Source organism: Klebsiella aerogenes (assembly GCA_029027985.1).
GTDB classification, from domain to species: domain Bacteria; phylum Pseudomonadota; class Gammaproteobacteria; order Enterobacterales; family Enterobacteriaceae; genus Klebsiella; species Klebsiella aerogenes_A.
Map to the genome: position 1 here is coordinate 4457871 of CP119076.1, position 13882 is coordinate 4471752.

Consider the following 13882-nt stretch of genomic DNA (forward strand, 5'->3'; position numbering starts at 1 on the left):
GGCCTTACAGAGATTTACGCTATACTACGCTGTGTCATAGCCGGTCCAGCGCCTTCGGACCGGTTTTTTATGTATTCCACATTAAAAAAGTTATCAACTTCCCTTCCGAGGATCTGATCTCAACGATCAGAAAAGATATGTTAAACAGTATTTTAGTAATACTTTTCCTTATTGCCGTCAGTGCATTTTTTTCGATCTCTGAAATTTCGCTGGCCGCATCGCGCAAAATCAAACTCAAATTGCTGGCTGATGAAGGCAATGTGAACGCGCAGCGCGTGCTCAAAATGCAGGAAAACCCCGGTACCTTCTTCACCGTCGTGCAGATTGGCCTCAACGCCGTGGCCATCCTGGGGGGTATCGTTGGCGATGCCGCATTTTCGCCCGCTTTCCATAGCGTGCTGAGCCGCTATATGTCTGCTGAGCTTTCCGAGCAGCTGAGCTTTATTTTCTCTTTTACCCTGGTCACCAGCTTGTTCATCCTGTTTGCTGACCTGACTCCGAAACGCATCGGTATGATTGCGCCAGAAGCCGTGGCTTTGCGTATCATCAACCCGATGCGCTTCTGTTTACTGGTTTTCCGCCCGCTGGTATGGCTGTTCAACGGCATGGCGAACAACATCTTCCGCCTGTTTAAAATTCCGATGGTGCGTAAAGATGACATCACCTCCGATGATATCTACGCGGTGGTGGAAGCCGGTGCGCTGGCTGGAGTGCTGCGTAAACAGGAACATGAATTAATTGAAAACGTCTTTGAACTGGAATCGCGTACTGTCCCCTCTTCCATGACGCCGCGTGAAAACGTGATTTGGTTCGATCTGCATGAAGACGAGCAGAGCCTGAAGAACAAAGTGGCCGAACATCCGCACTCCAAGTTCCTGGTGTGTAATGAGGATATCGATCACATTATCGGCTACGTCGATTCAAAAGATCTGCTGAACCGCGTCCTGGCGAACCAAAGCCTGGTATTAACCGGCGGCGTACAGATCCGCAATACGCTGATCGTGCCGGATACCCTGACGCTGTCTGAAGCGCTGGAAAGCTTCAAAACAGCCGGTGAAGACTTCGCGGTTATCATGAACGAATACGCGCTGGTCGTCGGGATTATCACCCTCAACGACGTGATGACCACCCTGATGGGCGACCTGGTCGGTCAGGGGCTGGAAGAGCAGATCGTCGCGCGCGATGAGAACTCCTGGCTGATTGACGGCGGTACGCCGATTGACGACGTAATGCGCGTGCTGGATATCGATGAGTTTCCGCAGTCCGATAATTACGAGACCATCGGCGGCTTTATGATGTTCATGCTGCGTAAGATCCCGAAACGCACCGATGCGGTGAAATTCTCAGGCTACAAGTTTGAGGTGGTGGATATCGATAACTACCGTATCGACCAGCTGCTGGTTACCCGCATCGACAATAAACCGACGGTGCTGGTGCCAAAACTGCCGGATATCGAAGGCGCGGCTAAAGAAGAGAAAGGCGTCGCGTAAGCGGCCCTGAAAACATCAACGGCTCCCATCAGGAGCCGTTTTTTTTTGCTTCGTCATACCCCGTTATGCCATCTCCGTTTGCAGACGCATAACCTGACGATTGACTTCGGACATCACTGATAAGTGCAGCTTGTCCTTAACCTTCGGGATAAGGATTTTGCCCTTATCAAATTCAAAAGCGCCAACGTCCTTGATATACAACCGTCCACGAAACAGGATCTTCACGTACTTCGCCACTTGCAGCGGATTGTAGCGTTGGAAAATTTTCATTGTTGTCTCCTGCCAGGGTTACGCTCCTGCGGCGCCACAGTTAGCCCGCGTAATGGGAGCGCAAATTTTAATGCCCTAAAACTATAGTCCAGATTATTGAAGACACCCAGTCTGTATAAGTTTTTTTACCCTTTGATGACAATAATTCAGAATTTTCATTTCAGGCATACGCAATTGTTAGTATAAGTTTCCGTTTTTCTTCGAATGTGTGCGTTAGCACGCAAACTGGCATCACGATTGCGGGTAATGGCGACAAATCGCACTTATCATTAAATCAGACCAAGTGGTCGGATCACCTGCACATAAAAAAGGAAATCTTATGACCCTACGTAAGTTGCTGGCGGTTTCCGCCCTCCTGTTGCCGTTAATGGCTTCGGCGCATAATTTTGTCGACGGTCAGCGCGTCGCGTCGGTAGGCATCGCCGACCGCGGAGAACTGGTGTTGAATAACGATAAGTTTAGCTACAAAAACTGGAATAGCGCGCAACTGGCAGGAAAAGTGCGCGTCATCCAGCATATTGCCGGACGCACCTCGGCAAAAGAGAAAAACGCTAATCTGATTGAGGCCATTAAGGCTGCCGGCTTGCCGCACGATCGCTATCAGACCACCACTATCGTCAATACCGACGACGCTATCCCTGGATCCGGAATGTTCGTGCGCAGCAGCATCGAAAGCAATAAGCAGCTGTACCCGTGGTCGCAGTTTATCGTCGATAGCAACGGCCTCGCCCGCAAAGCCTGGCAGCTTGATGAAGGCAGTTCGGCGATCGTCGTCTTAGATAAAGAGGGCCGCGTCCAGTGGGCGAAAGACGGCGCGCTGACCCAACAAGAGGTGCAGCAGGTCGTCGGCCTGCTGCATAAGCTGCTTAGTAAATAGAGACCCGGAAGCCGGGGTTAAGGAAGGATTCACGCGGCGTGTAGTCGAGGGTTTTGCCCTGCCAGTCGTGAACGTGCGCCCCGGCGGCAACCGCTACCGCATGGCCGGCGGCGGTGTCCCAGGTGCTGGTTGGCCCAAAGCGCGGATACAGCTGGGCATGGCCTTCCGCCACCAGGCAGAACTTCAGCGATGAACCGATAGAAGTCGTCTGGTGCTCGCCGAGCTGCTCAAGGTACTCCTGCAGCTCCGGATCGTTGCCGTGAGAACGGCTGATCACCACCAGCGGCGGGCGAGCATCGCGTACCTGAATCTGCTTGCGCACGCCGCATTCTTCTTTCCATGCCTTGCCATGTTCCGCGCTGTACATCACTTTCATCACTGGCGCGTAGACCACGCCAAGCGTCGGCTTGCCGTGTTCAATCAGCGCGATATTCACGGTGAATTCGCCGTTGCGCTTGATAAATTCTTTGGTGCCGTCCAGCGGGTCGACCAGCCAGTAACGCTGCCAGTGCTGGCGGACTTCCCACGCTGGCGGGTCTTCTTCCGACAAGATCGGGATCGTCGGATCCAGTGCCTGCAGGCCGCTGACAATGACGTTATGCGCAGCGATATCCGCCGCGGTAACCGGAGAATCATCCTTTTTGCTGCTCACATCCATCGGCTGGTTCCCATCGTAGACTTCCATGATGGCATCGCCCGCAATCCGTGCAAGCTGACATACTTGTTCTAACATTCTCCACCTCTTCTGGTTACAGTGGCGTTAACTCGTTGTTTTATTTATATCGCATCATCACCAGTTCCGCTATCTGTGATAACACAAGCGGTTTCCATTCACGCTTTTCTGGCAGAATTCACAATTCTGTAAGCAACAGAATGTAAATACATTTTCTTTTGTGCCATAGCTCATAAAAAAGGACGCCTCTGATGATTAAGTTTAGTGCAACGCTGCTGGCCACGCTGGTGGCGGCCAGCGTCAACGCGGCGACGGTCGACCTGCGGATCATGGAAACCACCGATCTGCACAGCAATATGATGGATTTCGATTACTACAAAGATGCCGCCACGGAAAAATTCGGCCTGGTGCGCACCGCCAGCCTGATTGAAAAGGCCCGTGCGGAAGCGAAAAACAGCGTGCTGGTGGATAACGGTGATGTTATTCAGGGTAGTCCACTGGGCGACTATATGGCGGCAAAAGGGCTCAAAGAAGGCGATGTGCATCCGGTCTATAAAGCGATGAACACGCTCAACTACGCCGTCGGCAACCTCGGCAACCATGAATTCAACTATGGTCTCGAGTTCCTGCATAAGGCACTGGCGGGAGCGAAATTCCCCTACGTGAACGCCAACATTATCGATGCCAAAACCGGCAAACCGATGTTTACGCCGTATCTGATTCAGGATACCCAGGTGCAGGACAGCGACGGGCAATCCCACACCCTGCGCATCGGTTATATCGGCTTTGTACCGCCGCAGATCATGACCTGGGATAAAGCGAATTTGAGCGGCAAAGTGACGGTCAACGACATTACTGAAACCGCGCGTAAATATATCCCGGAGATGCGCGCGAAAGGTGCGGACGTGGTGGTGGTGGTCGCACATTCCGGTCTCTCCGCCGACCCGTATCAGGCGATGGCGGAAAACTCGGTCTACTACTTAAGCCAGGTACCCGGTGTTGACGCCATCATGTTCGGCCACGCCCATGCGGTGTTCCCGGGCAAAGACTTCGCCGCCATCAAAGGCGCGGATATCGCCAAAGGCACGCTGAACGGTATTCCGGCAGTAATGCCGGGAATGTGGGGCGATCATCTCGGCGTAGTCGATCTGGTGCTGAATAACGACAGCGGTAAATGGCAGGTGACGCAGTCCAAAGCCGAAGCGCGGCCTATCTATGACGCGGTAGCGAAAAAATCGCTGGCGGCGGAAGACAGCCAGATGGTGTCCGTACTGAAAGCCGATCACGACGCCACCCGCGAATTCGTCAGCAAGCCTATCGGCAAGTCCGCCGACAACATGTACAGCTACCTGGCGTTGGTGCAGGATGACCCGACAGTACAGGTCGTCAACATGGCGCAGAAAGCCTACGTCGAACACTACATTCAGGGCGATCCGGATCTGGCGAAATTGCCGGTGCTTTCCGCCGCCGCGCCGTTTAAAGTCGGCGGGCGTAAAAACGATCCGGCAAGCTTCGTGGAAGTGGAAAAAGGCCAACTCACCTTCCGCAACGCTGCCGATCTCTATCTCTACCCGAACACCCTGGTGGTAATGAAGGTCAGCGGTAAAGAGGTCAAGGAGTGGCTGGAGTGCTCCGCCGGGCAGTTTAACCAAATTGATCCCGCCAGCAGCAAACCGCAATCACTGATTAACTGGGACGGCTTTCGTACCTATAACTTCGACGTGATTGACGGCGTGAACTACCAGATCGACGTTAGCCAGCCGGCCCGCTACGACGGCGAATGCCAGATGATTCACCCGCAGTCAGAACGCATTAAGGACCTGACCTTTAACGGTAAGCCTATCGATCCACAAGCCACCTTCCTGGTTGCCACCAATAACTATCGCGCCTACGGCGGTAAATTCGCCGGTACCGGCGACAGCCATATCGCCTTCGCTTCGCCGGATGAAAACCGCTCGGTGCTGGCGGCGTGGATTGGCGCGCAATCGAAGAAGGATGGCGCAATCCATCCGGCAGCGGATAACAACTGGCGTCTGGCGCCGATCCACAGCAAAACAGCGCTGGATATTCGCTTTGAGACCTCGCCGGGCGACAAAGCGGCGGCGTTTATCAAAGAGAAAGCGCAGTATCCGATGCGTCAGGTCGCCACCGACGATATCGGCTTTGCGATTTATCAGTTGGATTTGAGTAAGTAATGCCTGTTCCCCGGTTACGCTGCGCTTACCGGGGCTACAAATCGGGGCAGACTGGTAGCCCGGATAAGGCGCATCGCGCCGCTGTCCGGGAACATCTCCCCGGTTGCCCTACGCTTACCGGGGCTACAAATCGGGGCAGACTGGTAGCCCGGATAAGGCGCATCGCGCCGCTGTCCGGGAACATCTCCCCGGTTGCCCTACGCTTACCGGGGCTACAAATCGGGGCAGACTGGTAGCCCGGATAAGGCGCATCGCGCCGCTGTCCGGGAACATCTCCCCGGTTGCCCTACGCTTACCGGGGCTACAAATCGGGGCAGACCGGTAGCCCGGATAAGGCGCATCGCGCCGCTGTCCGGGAACATCTCCCCGGTTGCGCTGCGCTTACCGGGGCTACAAACCGGGGCAGACCGGTAGCCCGGATAAGGCGCATCGCGCCGCTGTCCGGGAACATCTCCCCGGTTACGCTGCGCTTACCGGGGCTACAAGTCGGGGCAGGCTGGTAGCCCGGAGAAGGCGCATCGCGCCGCTGCCCGGGAACATCTCCCCGGTTACGCTGCGCTTACCGGGGCTACAAATCGGGGCAGACTGGTAGTCCGGAGAAGGCGCGTCACGCCGCTGTCCGGGAACATCTCCCCGGTTGCGCTACGCTTACCGGGGCTACAAACCGGGGCAGACTGGTAGTCCGGAGAAGGTGCATCGCGCCGCTGTCCGGGAACATCTCCCCGGTTGTGCTGCGCTTACCGGGGCTACAAGTCGGGGTTGACTGGTAGCCCGGATAAGGCGCATCGCGCCGCTGTCCGGGAACATCTCCCCGGTTGCGCTACGCTTACCGGGGCTACAAGCCGGGGTAGACCGGTAGCCCGGATAAGGCGCGTCGTGCCGCTGGCCGGGAACATCTCCCCGGTTGCGCTGCGCTTACCGGGGCTACAAATCGGGGCAGACTGGTAGCCCGGATAAGGCGCATCGCGCCGCTGTCCGGGGCGACAGGGAGTGATACATTTTCACTCCCCGTGGTTGGCCAGCACCGCGGGGAGATTCAGCTCGATCCAATCTGCCAGCGCCGCCACCTTCTCGCTCACCTGCAGGCCGAGCGGCGTCAGGCTATATTCAACATGCGGCGGCACCACCGGATAAGAGACGCGGTCGATAAAACCATCCTGTTCCAGCGCCTGTAGCGATTGCGCCAGCATCTTCTCGCTCACGCCGCCCATCTTGCGGCGCAAATCGCTAAAGCGATGGGTTCCCTCGCGCAGCGCCACCAGAATCAAAACGCCCCAGCGGCTGGTCACATGTTTCAGCACATCGCGCGACGGACACTGTTCCGCAAACAGATTGCCGTTGCGCAGTTTATCGCTCAGCGTCGGTTCGGCTATTTTCATACTTACCTTTTTGTGCGTACTTACTAAAAGTTAGTTAAGGTGTTAGCTTACCACAACTGCCAATGAACCCGAAGGAGAAGACCCATGATCGCGATTACCGGCGCCACCGGCCAGCTTGGCCAACACGTTCTACAAGACCTGTTAAAAACCGTTCCAGCCAGCCAGATTGTGGCAATTGTCCGTAACCCGGCGAAGGCGCAAGCCCTCAGCCAGCAGGGCGTCGTCGTCCGTCAGGCCGAGTACGGCGATGAAGCCGCGCTCGCCGCCGCGCTACAGGGCGTTGATAAACTGCTGCTGATTTCCTCAAGCGAAGTCGGCCAGCGCGCCGTCCAGCACCGTAACGTTATCAACGCCGCCAAAACCGCTGGCGTGAAATTTATCGCCTACACCAGCCTGCTGCACGCCGACCAATCACCGCTGGGTCTGGCGGGTGAACATATTGAAACCGAGCAAATGCTTGCCGATTCCGCTATCGCTTATGCGCTGCTGCGCAACGGTTGGTACACGGAAAACTATCTGGCCAGCGCACCTCCCGCGCTGGAACATGGCGTGTTTATCGGCGCCGCCGGTGAGGGCAAAATCGCCTCCGCCACCCGCGCTGATTATGCCGCCGCTGCCGCGCGCGTTATTGCCGAAGAAGGTCATGCCGGGAAAGTCTACGAACTGGCGGGCGACCACGCCTGGCCCCTGAGCGAACTGGCCGCCGAGTTGAGTAAACAAAGCGGGAAAAACGTGGTGTATCAGAATCTCAGCGAAGCGGATTTCGCCGCCGCGCTGAAAAGCGTCGGCCTACCGGCGGGGCTTGCCGATATGCTGGCGGACTCCGATATCGGCGCGTCGCAAGGCGGGCTGTTTGACGATAGCCGTACGCTGAGCAAACTGATTGGCCGCCCCACCACCACGCTTGCCGAAAGCGTGAAAGGCATCCTGTAACCGTACCTGTCATCTTTTGCGGTAGCATCCCGGCGGTTCATCTCTAATAATGAAGGGATGAATCGTCAGGAGGCATGACATGCAGGGCGTCCCACAACAATTTAGCGATGAAAAAGACCGCGCGCGCTTTCGTCACCTCGAACAACTGCCCGGCGTTGAACTGTACCATGCCCATATCTCCCGCTACGCCTTTGAGCCGCACACCCACGAGGCCTTTGGGGTCGGCGTCATTGAACTCGGCGCCGAGCGCTTTCGTTATCGCGGTAGCCAGCACGTAGCCTCCGCCAATTCCATCGTCACCATGAACCCGGACGAGATACATACCGGCGAAGCGGAAACCGCCGACGGCTGGCGCTATCGGATGATTTATCTGGATCCAGACCGCCTGCAAGCGATCACCGGGGTGCGTGATTGGTGGTTCAGTGAGGTCGTCCGCCAGGATCCGCTACGTTCCCGACAGCTCGGCCAACTGATTTACGGCCTGTGGCACACCGATGACCCGCTGACACAGCAGGGGATGCTGCTCGACCTGATCGATACCTTCCGTCCGCTGGCCCATCATGCGCCAGTGCTCCCGGAGTCCGCGCACCGCTTCGATCGGGTACGCGACTATCTGCACGATAATTACATGCGCGCCGTCACCCTCGACGAACTGGCGCAGGTTGCAGCGCTCAGCCCTTATCATTTCCAGCGCCAGTTTAAAGCCCACTTTCATGTGACGCCGCACCAGATGCTGATGGCTATCCGCCTGTGGCGCGCCAAGGCGTTTCTGACCCACGGCATGCCCGCCGCCGAGGTTGCCGTTGCCGCCGGACTGACCGACCAGTCGCATCTGACGCGCGCCTTCACCCACCGCTACGGTATTACGCCAGTGCGCTATCAAAAGCAGGTTGCCGGGCGCTAATGCGCAATCTCATACAATATTCTTTCCTCGCGCCTCTCCTACACTTTTCACAAGCAAATTGACGATGGATGTGATGATGGTTAGCGGCGTGTTGTATGCCCTGCTGGCGGGGTTGATGTGGGGACTGATTTTCGTCGGCCCGGTGCTGGTGCCGGAATACCCGGCGGTATTGCAGTCGATGGGGCGCTATCTGGCGCTGGGGCTGATCGCCCTGCCGCTGGCGTGGCTGGGCCGCACGCGTCTGCGTCAGCTGAGCGGCCGCGACTGGCGAACCGCGCTGGCGCTGACCATGATGGGCAACCTGATTTATTACTTCTGTCTCGCCAGCGCCATCCAGCGCACCGGCGCGCCGGTCTCGACGATGATCATCGGCACGCTGCCAGTGGTGCTGCCGGTGTGCGCCAATCTGTTATATAGCCAGCGCGACGGCAAACTACCGTGGCGGCGGCTGTTCCCGGCGCTGATCTGCATCGCGTTGGGGCTGGTGTGCGTCAACATCGCCGAACTACAGCACGGACTCCCTGATTTCAGCCCCTGGCGCTATGGTTCGGGTATTGCCCTCGCGCTGATCGCTGTCGTCTGCTGGGCCTGGTATGCCTTACGCAACGCCCGCTGGCTGCGCGAAAACCCGGATAAGCCGCCGATGATGTGGGCCACCGCGCAGGCGCTGGTTACCCTGCCAGTATCGTTCATCGGCTATATTGCCGCCTGCGGGTGGCTACAAGGACAACACCTCGATTTCCCGCTCCCTTTCGGCCCACGTCCGGCAGTATTCATCGCGCTGATGCTGGCGATTGCCGTGCTCTGCTCGTGGGTTGGCGCGCTGTGCTGGAACATCGCCAGCCAGCGTCTGCCGACGGTGATCCTCGGGCCACTGATCGTCTTCGAAACCCTGGCAGGTTTACTGTATACCTTTCTGTTGCGCCAGAGCCTACCGCCGCTGCTGACGCTTAGCGGGATCCTGCTGCTGGTACTCGGCGTCGTGTCGGCGGTTCGCGCTCGTCCGGAAAAACCGGCTCTGCAGGAACTGAGCATCGAGCAAAAAAAATAGCCTGGTATCCCAAAGGGGTATTCCCTTGAGTTAAAGATGCATTTAAAATACATCTTATATTTTTGATGACGAGGTAATAGCTATGGCTTTCCGTGACCAACCTTTAGGCGAGCTGGCGTTGACGATCCCACGCGCCTCCGCGCTGTTCCGTAAATACGATATGGATTACTGCTGCGGCGGCAAACAGACCCTGGATCGCGCGGCGACGCGTAAAGAGCTGGATGTCGCGGTGATTGAAGCCGAACTGGCTCAACTGGCCGAGCAGCCGATCGAGCGCGACTGGCGCGTCGCGCCGTTCGCCGAAATCATCGACCACATCATCGTACGCTACCACGATCGCCACCGCGAACAGCTGCCGGAACTGATCCTGCAGGCCACCAAGGTTGAACGCGTCCATGCCGACAAACCGAACGTGCCGAAAGGGTTGACCAAATACCTGACGATGCTGCATCAGGAGCTCTCCAGCCATATGATGAAAGAAGAACAGATCCTGTTCCCGATGATCAAACAGGGAATGGGCACACAAGCTGGCGGGCCAATCAGCGTGATGGAAAGCGAGCACGATGAAGCGGGCGAACTGCTGGAAGTCATCAAGCACATCACCAATAACGTGACGCCGCCGCCGGAAGCCTGCACGACCTGGAAAGCAATGTATAACGGCATCAACGAAATGATTGACGATCTGATGGAACACATTAGTCTGGAAAATAACGTTCTGTTCCCGCGTGCCCTCGCAGGAAAATAATAAAAAAGGCGCCCGCGGGCGCCCTCTCGACATTGTCAGTTTATTGGCCACTCCGGGTGGCCTTTTTTTATGCCGGGCCGTTGCAAGCAACGTTAAAAATCTCTCCCGGCGATTTTTTATTTCGCCAGACGCTTCTTACCGGCAAACAACCAGCCCGCGCCCAGCAGGATGAACCACAGCGGGGTCACCATCAGCGCTTCACGGGTATCGTCTTCCAGCGTCAACAGCACCAGTACGAAGACGAAGAAGGCCATGCATACCCAGCACATCACTTTACCCATCGGCATCTTATATTTGGACTTCTCGTGCAGCTGCGGACGCTGCTTACGATAAACCAGGTAAGAGCAGAGGATAATCGTCCAGACGAACATGAACAGAATCGCCGATACCGTGGTGATCATGGTGAATGCGGCAATCACGCTCGGGTTGACCATCAGCATCACCACCCCGCCCAGCAGGCACATGCAGGAGAAGGTTAAGCCCTTCGCCGGTACCGCACGCTTCGACAGCTTGGCGAACATTTTCGGCGCCTGTCCATCCTGCGCCAGGCCGAACAGCATACGGCTGGTAGAGAACACGCCGCTGTTGGCGGACGAGGCAGCGGACGTCAGCACCACGAAGTTAATCAGGCTGGCGGCGGCTGGCAGCCCCACGAGGACAAACAGCTCAACAAACGGGCTCTTACTCGGCACGACCGAGCTCCACGGCGTCACCGACATAATGACAATCAGCGCGAAGACGTAGAACATAATGATACGCAGCGGAATCGAGTTAATCGCGCGTGGCAGCGATTTCTCCGGGTCCTTGGTTTCAGCCGCCGTCGTACCAACCAGCTCAATCCCCACGAAGGCGAACACCGCTATCTGGAAGCCGGCAAAGAAGCCGCTCAGGCCTTTCGGGAACCAGCCGCCGTCATTCCACAAATGGGAGAAAGAAGCCTCGACGCCGGTTGGCGATTTAAAGTGCATCATCACCATCACCAGGCCGACCACGATCAGCGCCACGATAGCGACGATTTTAATCATCGCGAACCAGAACTCCATCTCACCGAACATCTTCACGGTAGCGAGGTTCAGGCCCAGCAGCAACAGGATTACCGCCAGCGAAGCGACCCAGTCAGAGAGCCCGGGGAACCAGAACTGCGCGTAGGCGGTGATCGCCACCACGTCCGCCATTCCGGTCACCACCCAGCAGAACCAGTAGGTCCAGCCGGTAAAATACCCTGCCCACGGTCCCAGCAGATCGGCGGCAAAATCACTGAACGATTTGTATTCGAGGTTCGACAGCAGTAATTCGCCCATCGCGCGCATGACGAAGAACAGCATAAAACCGATGATCATATAAACAAAAATGATGGATGGCCCGGCGAGGCTGATGGTTTTGCCGGAACCCATAAACAGTCCGGTGCCGATCGCGCCGCCGATAGCAATGAGCTGAATATGTCGGTTTGTGAGATTTCGCCGTAGCGATTGTTCAGTCGTCTCCTGTTCGTCGGCGACGACTTTGACCTGATCTACCATGTGATTTTCTTCCTGTTGTACCTGTCTGTGTTGTTCAGGCTCTATTGGCCTGTCATTTGTCGCAACCCTGGCAAGAGGGTTCATCGATATTAGGTAAGAATCGGAGGGATGAATACTATGATTTAGATATAATGTTAATTTTATGTTTAAAGTGAGTGTTATATCACCAATGTACCGCGAAACAGCTCACAAAAATACACTCAACGAACTTATATGCAATACAAAATTCCATTAAATCTCTAACTTAAGGATTTTACGCTGTTTTTATTGGCCTCCCCTCCCTGGCGGGAGAGGAAGCCCCTGGCGCTTAGATAATGTCCAGCAGCTCGACTTCAAAGACCAGGGTGCTGAATGGCGGAATAGAAGCACCCGCGCCGCGCTCGCCGTAAGCCAGGTTGTGTGGAATAGTCAGTTCCCATTTGGAACCCACCGGCATCAGGGTCAGCGCTTCAATCCAGCCGCCGATAACGCCAGTGACCGGGAACTCTGCCGGTTCGCCGCGCGCGACGGAGCTGTCGAAGACGGTGCCGTCGATGAGCTTACCGGTATAGTGAACGCGTACGCGGTCGGTACGTGCCGGGATCGGGCCTTCGCCCTGAGTCAGGACGCGGAACTGCAGGCCGGATTCGGTGCTGTTCACGCCTTCTTTTTCACGGTTCTCATCCAGGTATTTCTGACCGTCGGCGGCCATCGCCTGGAAACGCTCGCGACGCACGGCGTCCGCGCGTTCGTGGATTTCACGCAGCGCGCGGTGTACGGCTTCTACCGGCACCTGCGGTTGATTACCTTCCAGCGCGTCAGCGATGCCGGCAACCAGCGCTTCCGGCAGCAGCCCCTGCAGGCCGGATTCGCTCAGTTGTTGTCCAACCTGCAAGCCGATACCGTAACTTGCCTGCGCTTCGATAGTGTCAAAAGTCGGGGTTGCCATCTTTGTTCCTTTTTTGGGTGATAAACATCAAGAGAAAAACGTCCAAAAGCATAACAGCCCCGGCGGAATGGGTAAAACTTTGTCGGCGGATGATGACAAATCTCAGCGAAACAGAAACAATAGGCGGTATCAGGTTATAACCTCTGTCATCAGGATGTTAGCCGACTATACTCATGAGCAGGATAAAAATATGCGGAGCAGGAGGAAAGCCATGCCCGGGCGCTTTGAACTGACATCTACCCTGGCGAAGATCTGGCACGCCCCGGATCAACTTCGTCTCATGGATCCGCTACCGCCCATGCACCGCCGCGGGATTATCGCCGGCGCCCTGCTGGTTATTATCGGCATCCTGCTCCCATCCGGCGACGACAGCGCACCGACGACGCAGACCAGCCGCGAGGCCAGTCTCGATCTGCAGTCGCAGTCCCAGCCGCAAGGTGCCGGCAACCAGGCGGTACCGCTGCCGCCGATAACCAATACGCCAACGGTCAGCGACGCCGATCAGGTCGCGCCGGTGGCACCTGAAGCTATTCAGGATGAACAGCCGGATCAGGCGCAGAATCATCAGTCGTCCGCGGCTTCCCAGCCGTATCAGCAGCCAGCGCAGCAGCAACAGTCTGCGCCGGGGATTGAGCAGCAGTGGCGCACCTACCGGATTGAATCCGGCAAAACGCTGGCGCAGCTGTTCCGTGACCACGGACTGCCAGCCACCGATGTGTATGCGATGGCGCAGGTTGAAGGGGCAGGTAAACCTCTGAGCTCGCTGCAAACCGGGCAAACGATCCAGGTTCGTCAGAATGCCAATGGCGTGGTCACCGGGCTGGCGATTGATATCGACGGCGGACAGCAGGTGCTGTTTACCCGCCAGTCTAACGGTAGCTTCTTGCGCGCGCGTTAAACATTCAGCTTAAGCCGGG

Annotated in this window: 13 protein-coding genes; 8 read left to right on the forward strand and 5 right to left on the reverse strand. The window is 56.7% G+C overall.

Features of this window, described 5'->3' with window-relative positions:
• Nucleotides 1-137: 137 nt before the first annotated feature.
• A complete protein-coding gene (locus PYR66_21165) occupies nucleotides 138-1490 on the forward strand; it encodes a hemolysin family protein (protein ID WEF27759.1) in 1353 nt (450 codons plus the stop codon).
• 63 nt (nucleotides 1491-1553) lie between these two features.
• Here PYR66_21165 and PYR66_21170 read toward each other — a convergent pair whose 3' ends face one another.
• Nucleotides 1554-1760, reverse strand: coding sequence for a DUF1107 domain-containing protein (locus PYR66_21170; protein WEF27760.1), 207 nt, complete (start codon nucleotides 1758-1760; stop codon nucleotides 1554-1556).
• 319 nt (nucleotides 1761-2079) lie between these two features.
• Between PYR66_21170 and PYR66_21175 the strand changes: the two genes are divergently transcribed.
• Nucleotides 2080-2637, forward strand: coding sequence for a YtfJ family protein (locus tag PYR66_21175; GenBank protein WEF27761.1), 558 nt, complete (start codon nucleotides 2080-2082; stop codon nucleotides 2635-2637).
• Here PYR66_21175 and cysQ read toward each other — a convergent pair.
• Nucleotides 2627-3370 (reverse strand): 3'(2'),5'-bisphosphate nucleotidase CysQ, encoded by a 744-nt coding sequence (gene cysQ, locus PYR66_21180; protein ID WEF27762.1) that lies wholly within the window; start codon nucleotides 3368-3370, stop codon nucleotides 2627-2629. The two genes, PYR66_21175 and cysQ, sit on opposite strands and share 11 nt — an antisense overlap.
• Before the next feature lie 191 nt (nucleotides 3371-3561).
• Here cysQ and cpdB point away from each other — a divergent pair, with 191 nt between their 5' ends.
• Nucleotides 3562-5505 (forward strand): 2',3'-cyclic-nucleotide 2'-phosphodiesterase, encoded by a 1944-nt coding sequence (gene cpdB, locus PYR66_21185; protein WEF27763.1) that lies wholly within the window; start codon nucleotides 3562-3564, stop codon nucleotides 5503-5505.
• A gap of 1001 nt (nucleotides 5506-6506) precedes the next feature.
• Here the strand turns inward: cpdB and PYR66_21190 are convergent.
• On the reverse strand, nucleotides 6507-6878 hold the full coding sequence (locus PYR66_21190) for a helix-turn-helix domain-containing protein (GenBank protein WEF30517.1): 372 nt from the start codon (nucleotides 6876-6878) through the stop codon (nucleotides 6507-6509).
• 90 nt (nucleotides 6879-6968) lie between these two features.
• Here PYR66_21190 and PYR66_21195 point away from each other — a divergent pair, with 90 nt between their 5' ends.
• The 4 genes from PYR66_21195 (at nucleotide 6969) to ytfE (ending at nucleotide 10517) form a co-directional block, all read left to right on the forward strand.
• The gene (locus PYR66_21195; GenBank protein ID WEF27764.1) at nucleotides 6969-7817 is read left to right on the forward strand and encodes an SDR family oxidoreductase; all 849 of its coding nucleotides are present in this window, start codon (nucleotides 6969-6971) and stop codon (nucleotides 7815-7817) included.
• Between the two features lie 79 nt (nucleotides 7818-7896).
• Nucleotides 7897-8721, forward strand: coding sequence for an AraC family transcriptional regulator (locus tag PYR66_21200; protein WEF27765.1), 825 nt, complete (start codon nucleotides 7897-7899; stop codon nucleotides 8719-8721).
• Between the two features lie 76 nt (nucleotides 8722-8797).
• Nucleotides 8798-9772 carry a DMT family transporter gene (locus PYR66_21205; protein WEF30518.1) on the forward strand — a complete coding sequence of 325 codons (975 nt, stop codon included), beginning with the start codon at nucleotides 8798-8800 and terminating at the stop codon, nucleotides 9770-9772.
• Nucleotides 9773-9854: 82 nt separating this feature from the next.
• The gene (gene ytfE, locus PYR66_21210; protein ID WEF27766.1) at nucleotides 9855-10517 is read left to right on the forward strand and encodes an iron-sulfur cluster repair protein YtfE; all 663 of its coding nucleotides are present in this window, start codon (nucleotides 9855-9857) and stop codon (nucleotides 10515-10517) included.
• A 116-nt stretch (nucleotides 10518-10633) separates the two neighbouring features.
• Here the strand turns inward: ytfE and cycA are convergent, their stop codons facing one another.
• Both cycA and fklB read right to left on the reverse strand, forming a co-directional pair.
• Nucleotides 10634-12037: a D-serine/D-alanine/glycine transporter gene (cycA, locus tag PYR66_21215; GenBank protein ID WEF27767.1), complete on the reverse strand. Its 1404-nt coding sequence runs from the start codon at nucleotides 12035-12037 to the stop codon at nucleotides 10634-10636.
• 307 nt (nucleotides 12038-12344) lie between these two features.
• Complete coding sequence (gene fklB, locus PYR66_21220) at nucleotides 12345-12965, reverse strand: FKBP-type peptidyl-prolyl cis-trans isomerase (protein ID WEF27768.1); 621 nt, start codon at nucleotides 12963-12965, stop codon at nucleotides 12345-12347.
• A gap of 211 nt (nucleotides 12966-13176) precedes the next feature.
• On the opposite strand from fklB, the gene PYR66_21225 reads away from it, so the two are divergent.
• Nucleotides 13177-13863 carry a LysM-like peptidoglycan-binding domain-containing protein gene (locus tag PYR66_21225; GenBank protein WEF30519.1) on the forward strand — a complete coding sequence of 229 codons (687 nt, stop codon included), beginning with the start codon at nucleotides 13177-13179 and terminating at the stop codon, nucleotides 13861-13863.
• Nucleotides 13864-13882: the final 19 nt, after the last annotated feature.

What these genes read in the sequence shown, in the direction of transcription:
- PYR66_21205 (WEF30518.1), top strand. Translation starts at nt 8,798, where the DNA reads ATGGTTAGCGGCGTGTTGTATGCCCTGCTGGCGGGGTTGATGTGGGGA.
- ytfE (WEF27766.1), top strand. Translation starts at nt 9,855, where the DNA reads ATGGCTTTCCGTGACCAACCTTTAGGCGAGCTGGCGTTGACGATCCCA.
- PYR66_21225 (WEF30519.1), top strand. Translation starts at nt 13,177, where the DNA reads ATGCCCGGGCGCTTTGAACTGACATCTACCCTGGCGAAGATCTGGCAC.
- PYR66_21165 (WEF27759.1), top strand. Translation starts at nt 138, where the DNA reads ATGTTAAACAGTATTTTAGTAATACTTTTCCTTATTGCCGTCAGTGCA.
- PYR66_21195 (WEF27764.1), top strand. Translation starts at nt 6,969, where the DNA reads ATGATCGCGATTACCGGCGCCACCGGCCAGCTTGGCCAACACGTTCTA.
- cpdB (WEF27763.1), top strand. Translation starts at nt 3,562, where the DNA reads ATGATTAAGTTTAGTGCAACGCTGCTGGCCACGCTGGTGGCGGCCAGC.
- cysQ (WEF27762.1), bottom strand. Translation starts at nt 3,370, where the DNA reads ATGTTAGAACAAGTATGTCAGCTTGCACGGATTGCGGGCGATGCCATC.
- PYR66_21175 (WEF27761.1), top strand. Translation starts at nt 2,080, where the DNA reads ATGACCCTACGTAAGTTGCTGGCGGTTTCCGCCCTCCTGTTGCCGTTA.
- cycA (WEF27767.1), bottom strand. Translation starts at nt 12,037, where the DNA reads ATGGTAGATCAGGTCAAAGTCGTCGCCGACGAACAGGAGACGACTGAA.
- fklB (WEF27768.1), bottom strand. Translation starts at nt 12,965, where the DNA reads ATGGCAACCCCGACTTTTGACACTATCGAAGCGCAGGCAAGTTACGGT.
- PYR66_21200 (WEF27765.1), top strand. Translation starts at nt 7,897, where the DNA reads ATGCAGGGCGTCCCACAACAATTTAGCGATGAAAAAGACCGCGCGCGC.
- PYR66_21170 (WEF27760.1), bottom strand. Translation starts at nt 1,760, where the DNA reads ATGAAAATTTTCCAACGCTACAATCCGCTGCAAGTGGCGAAGTACGTG.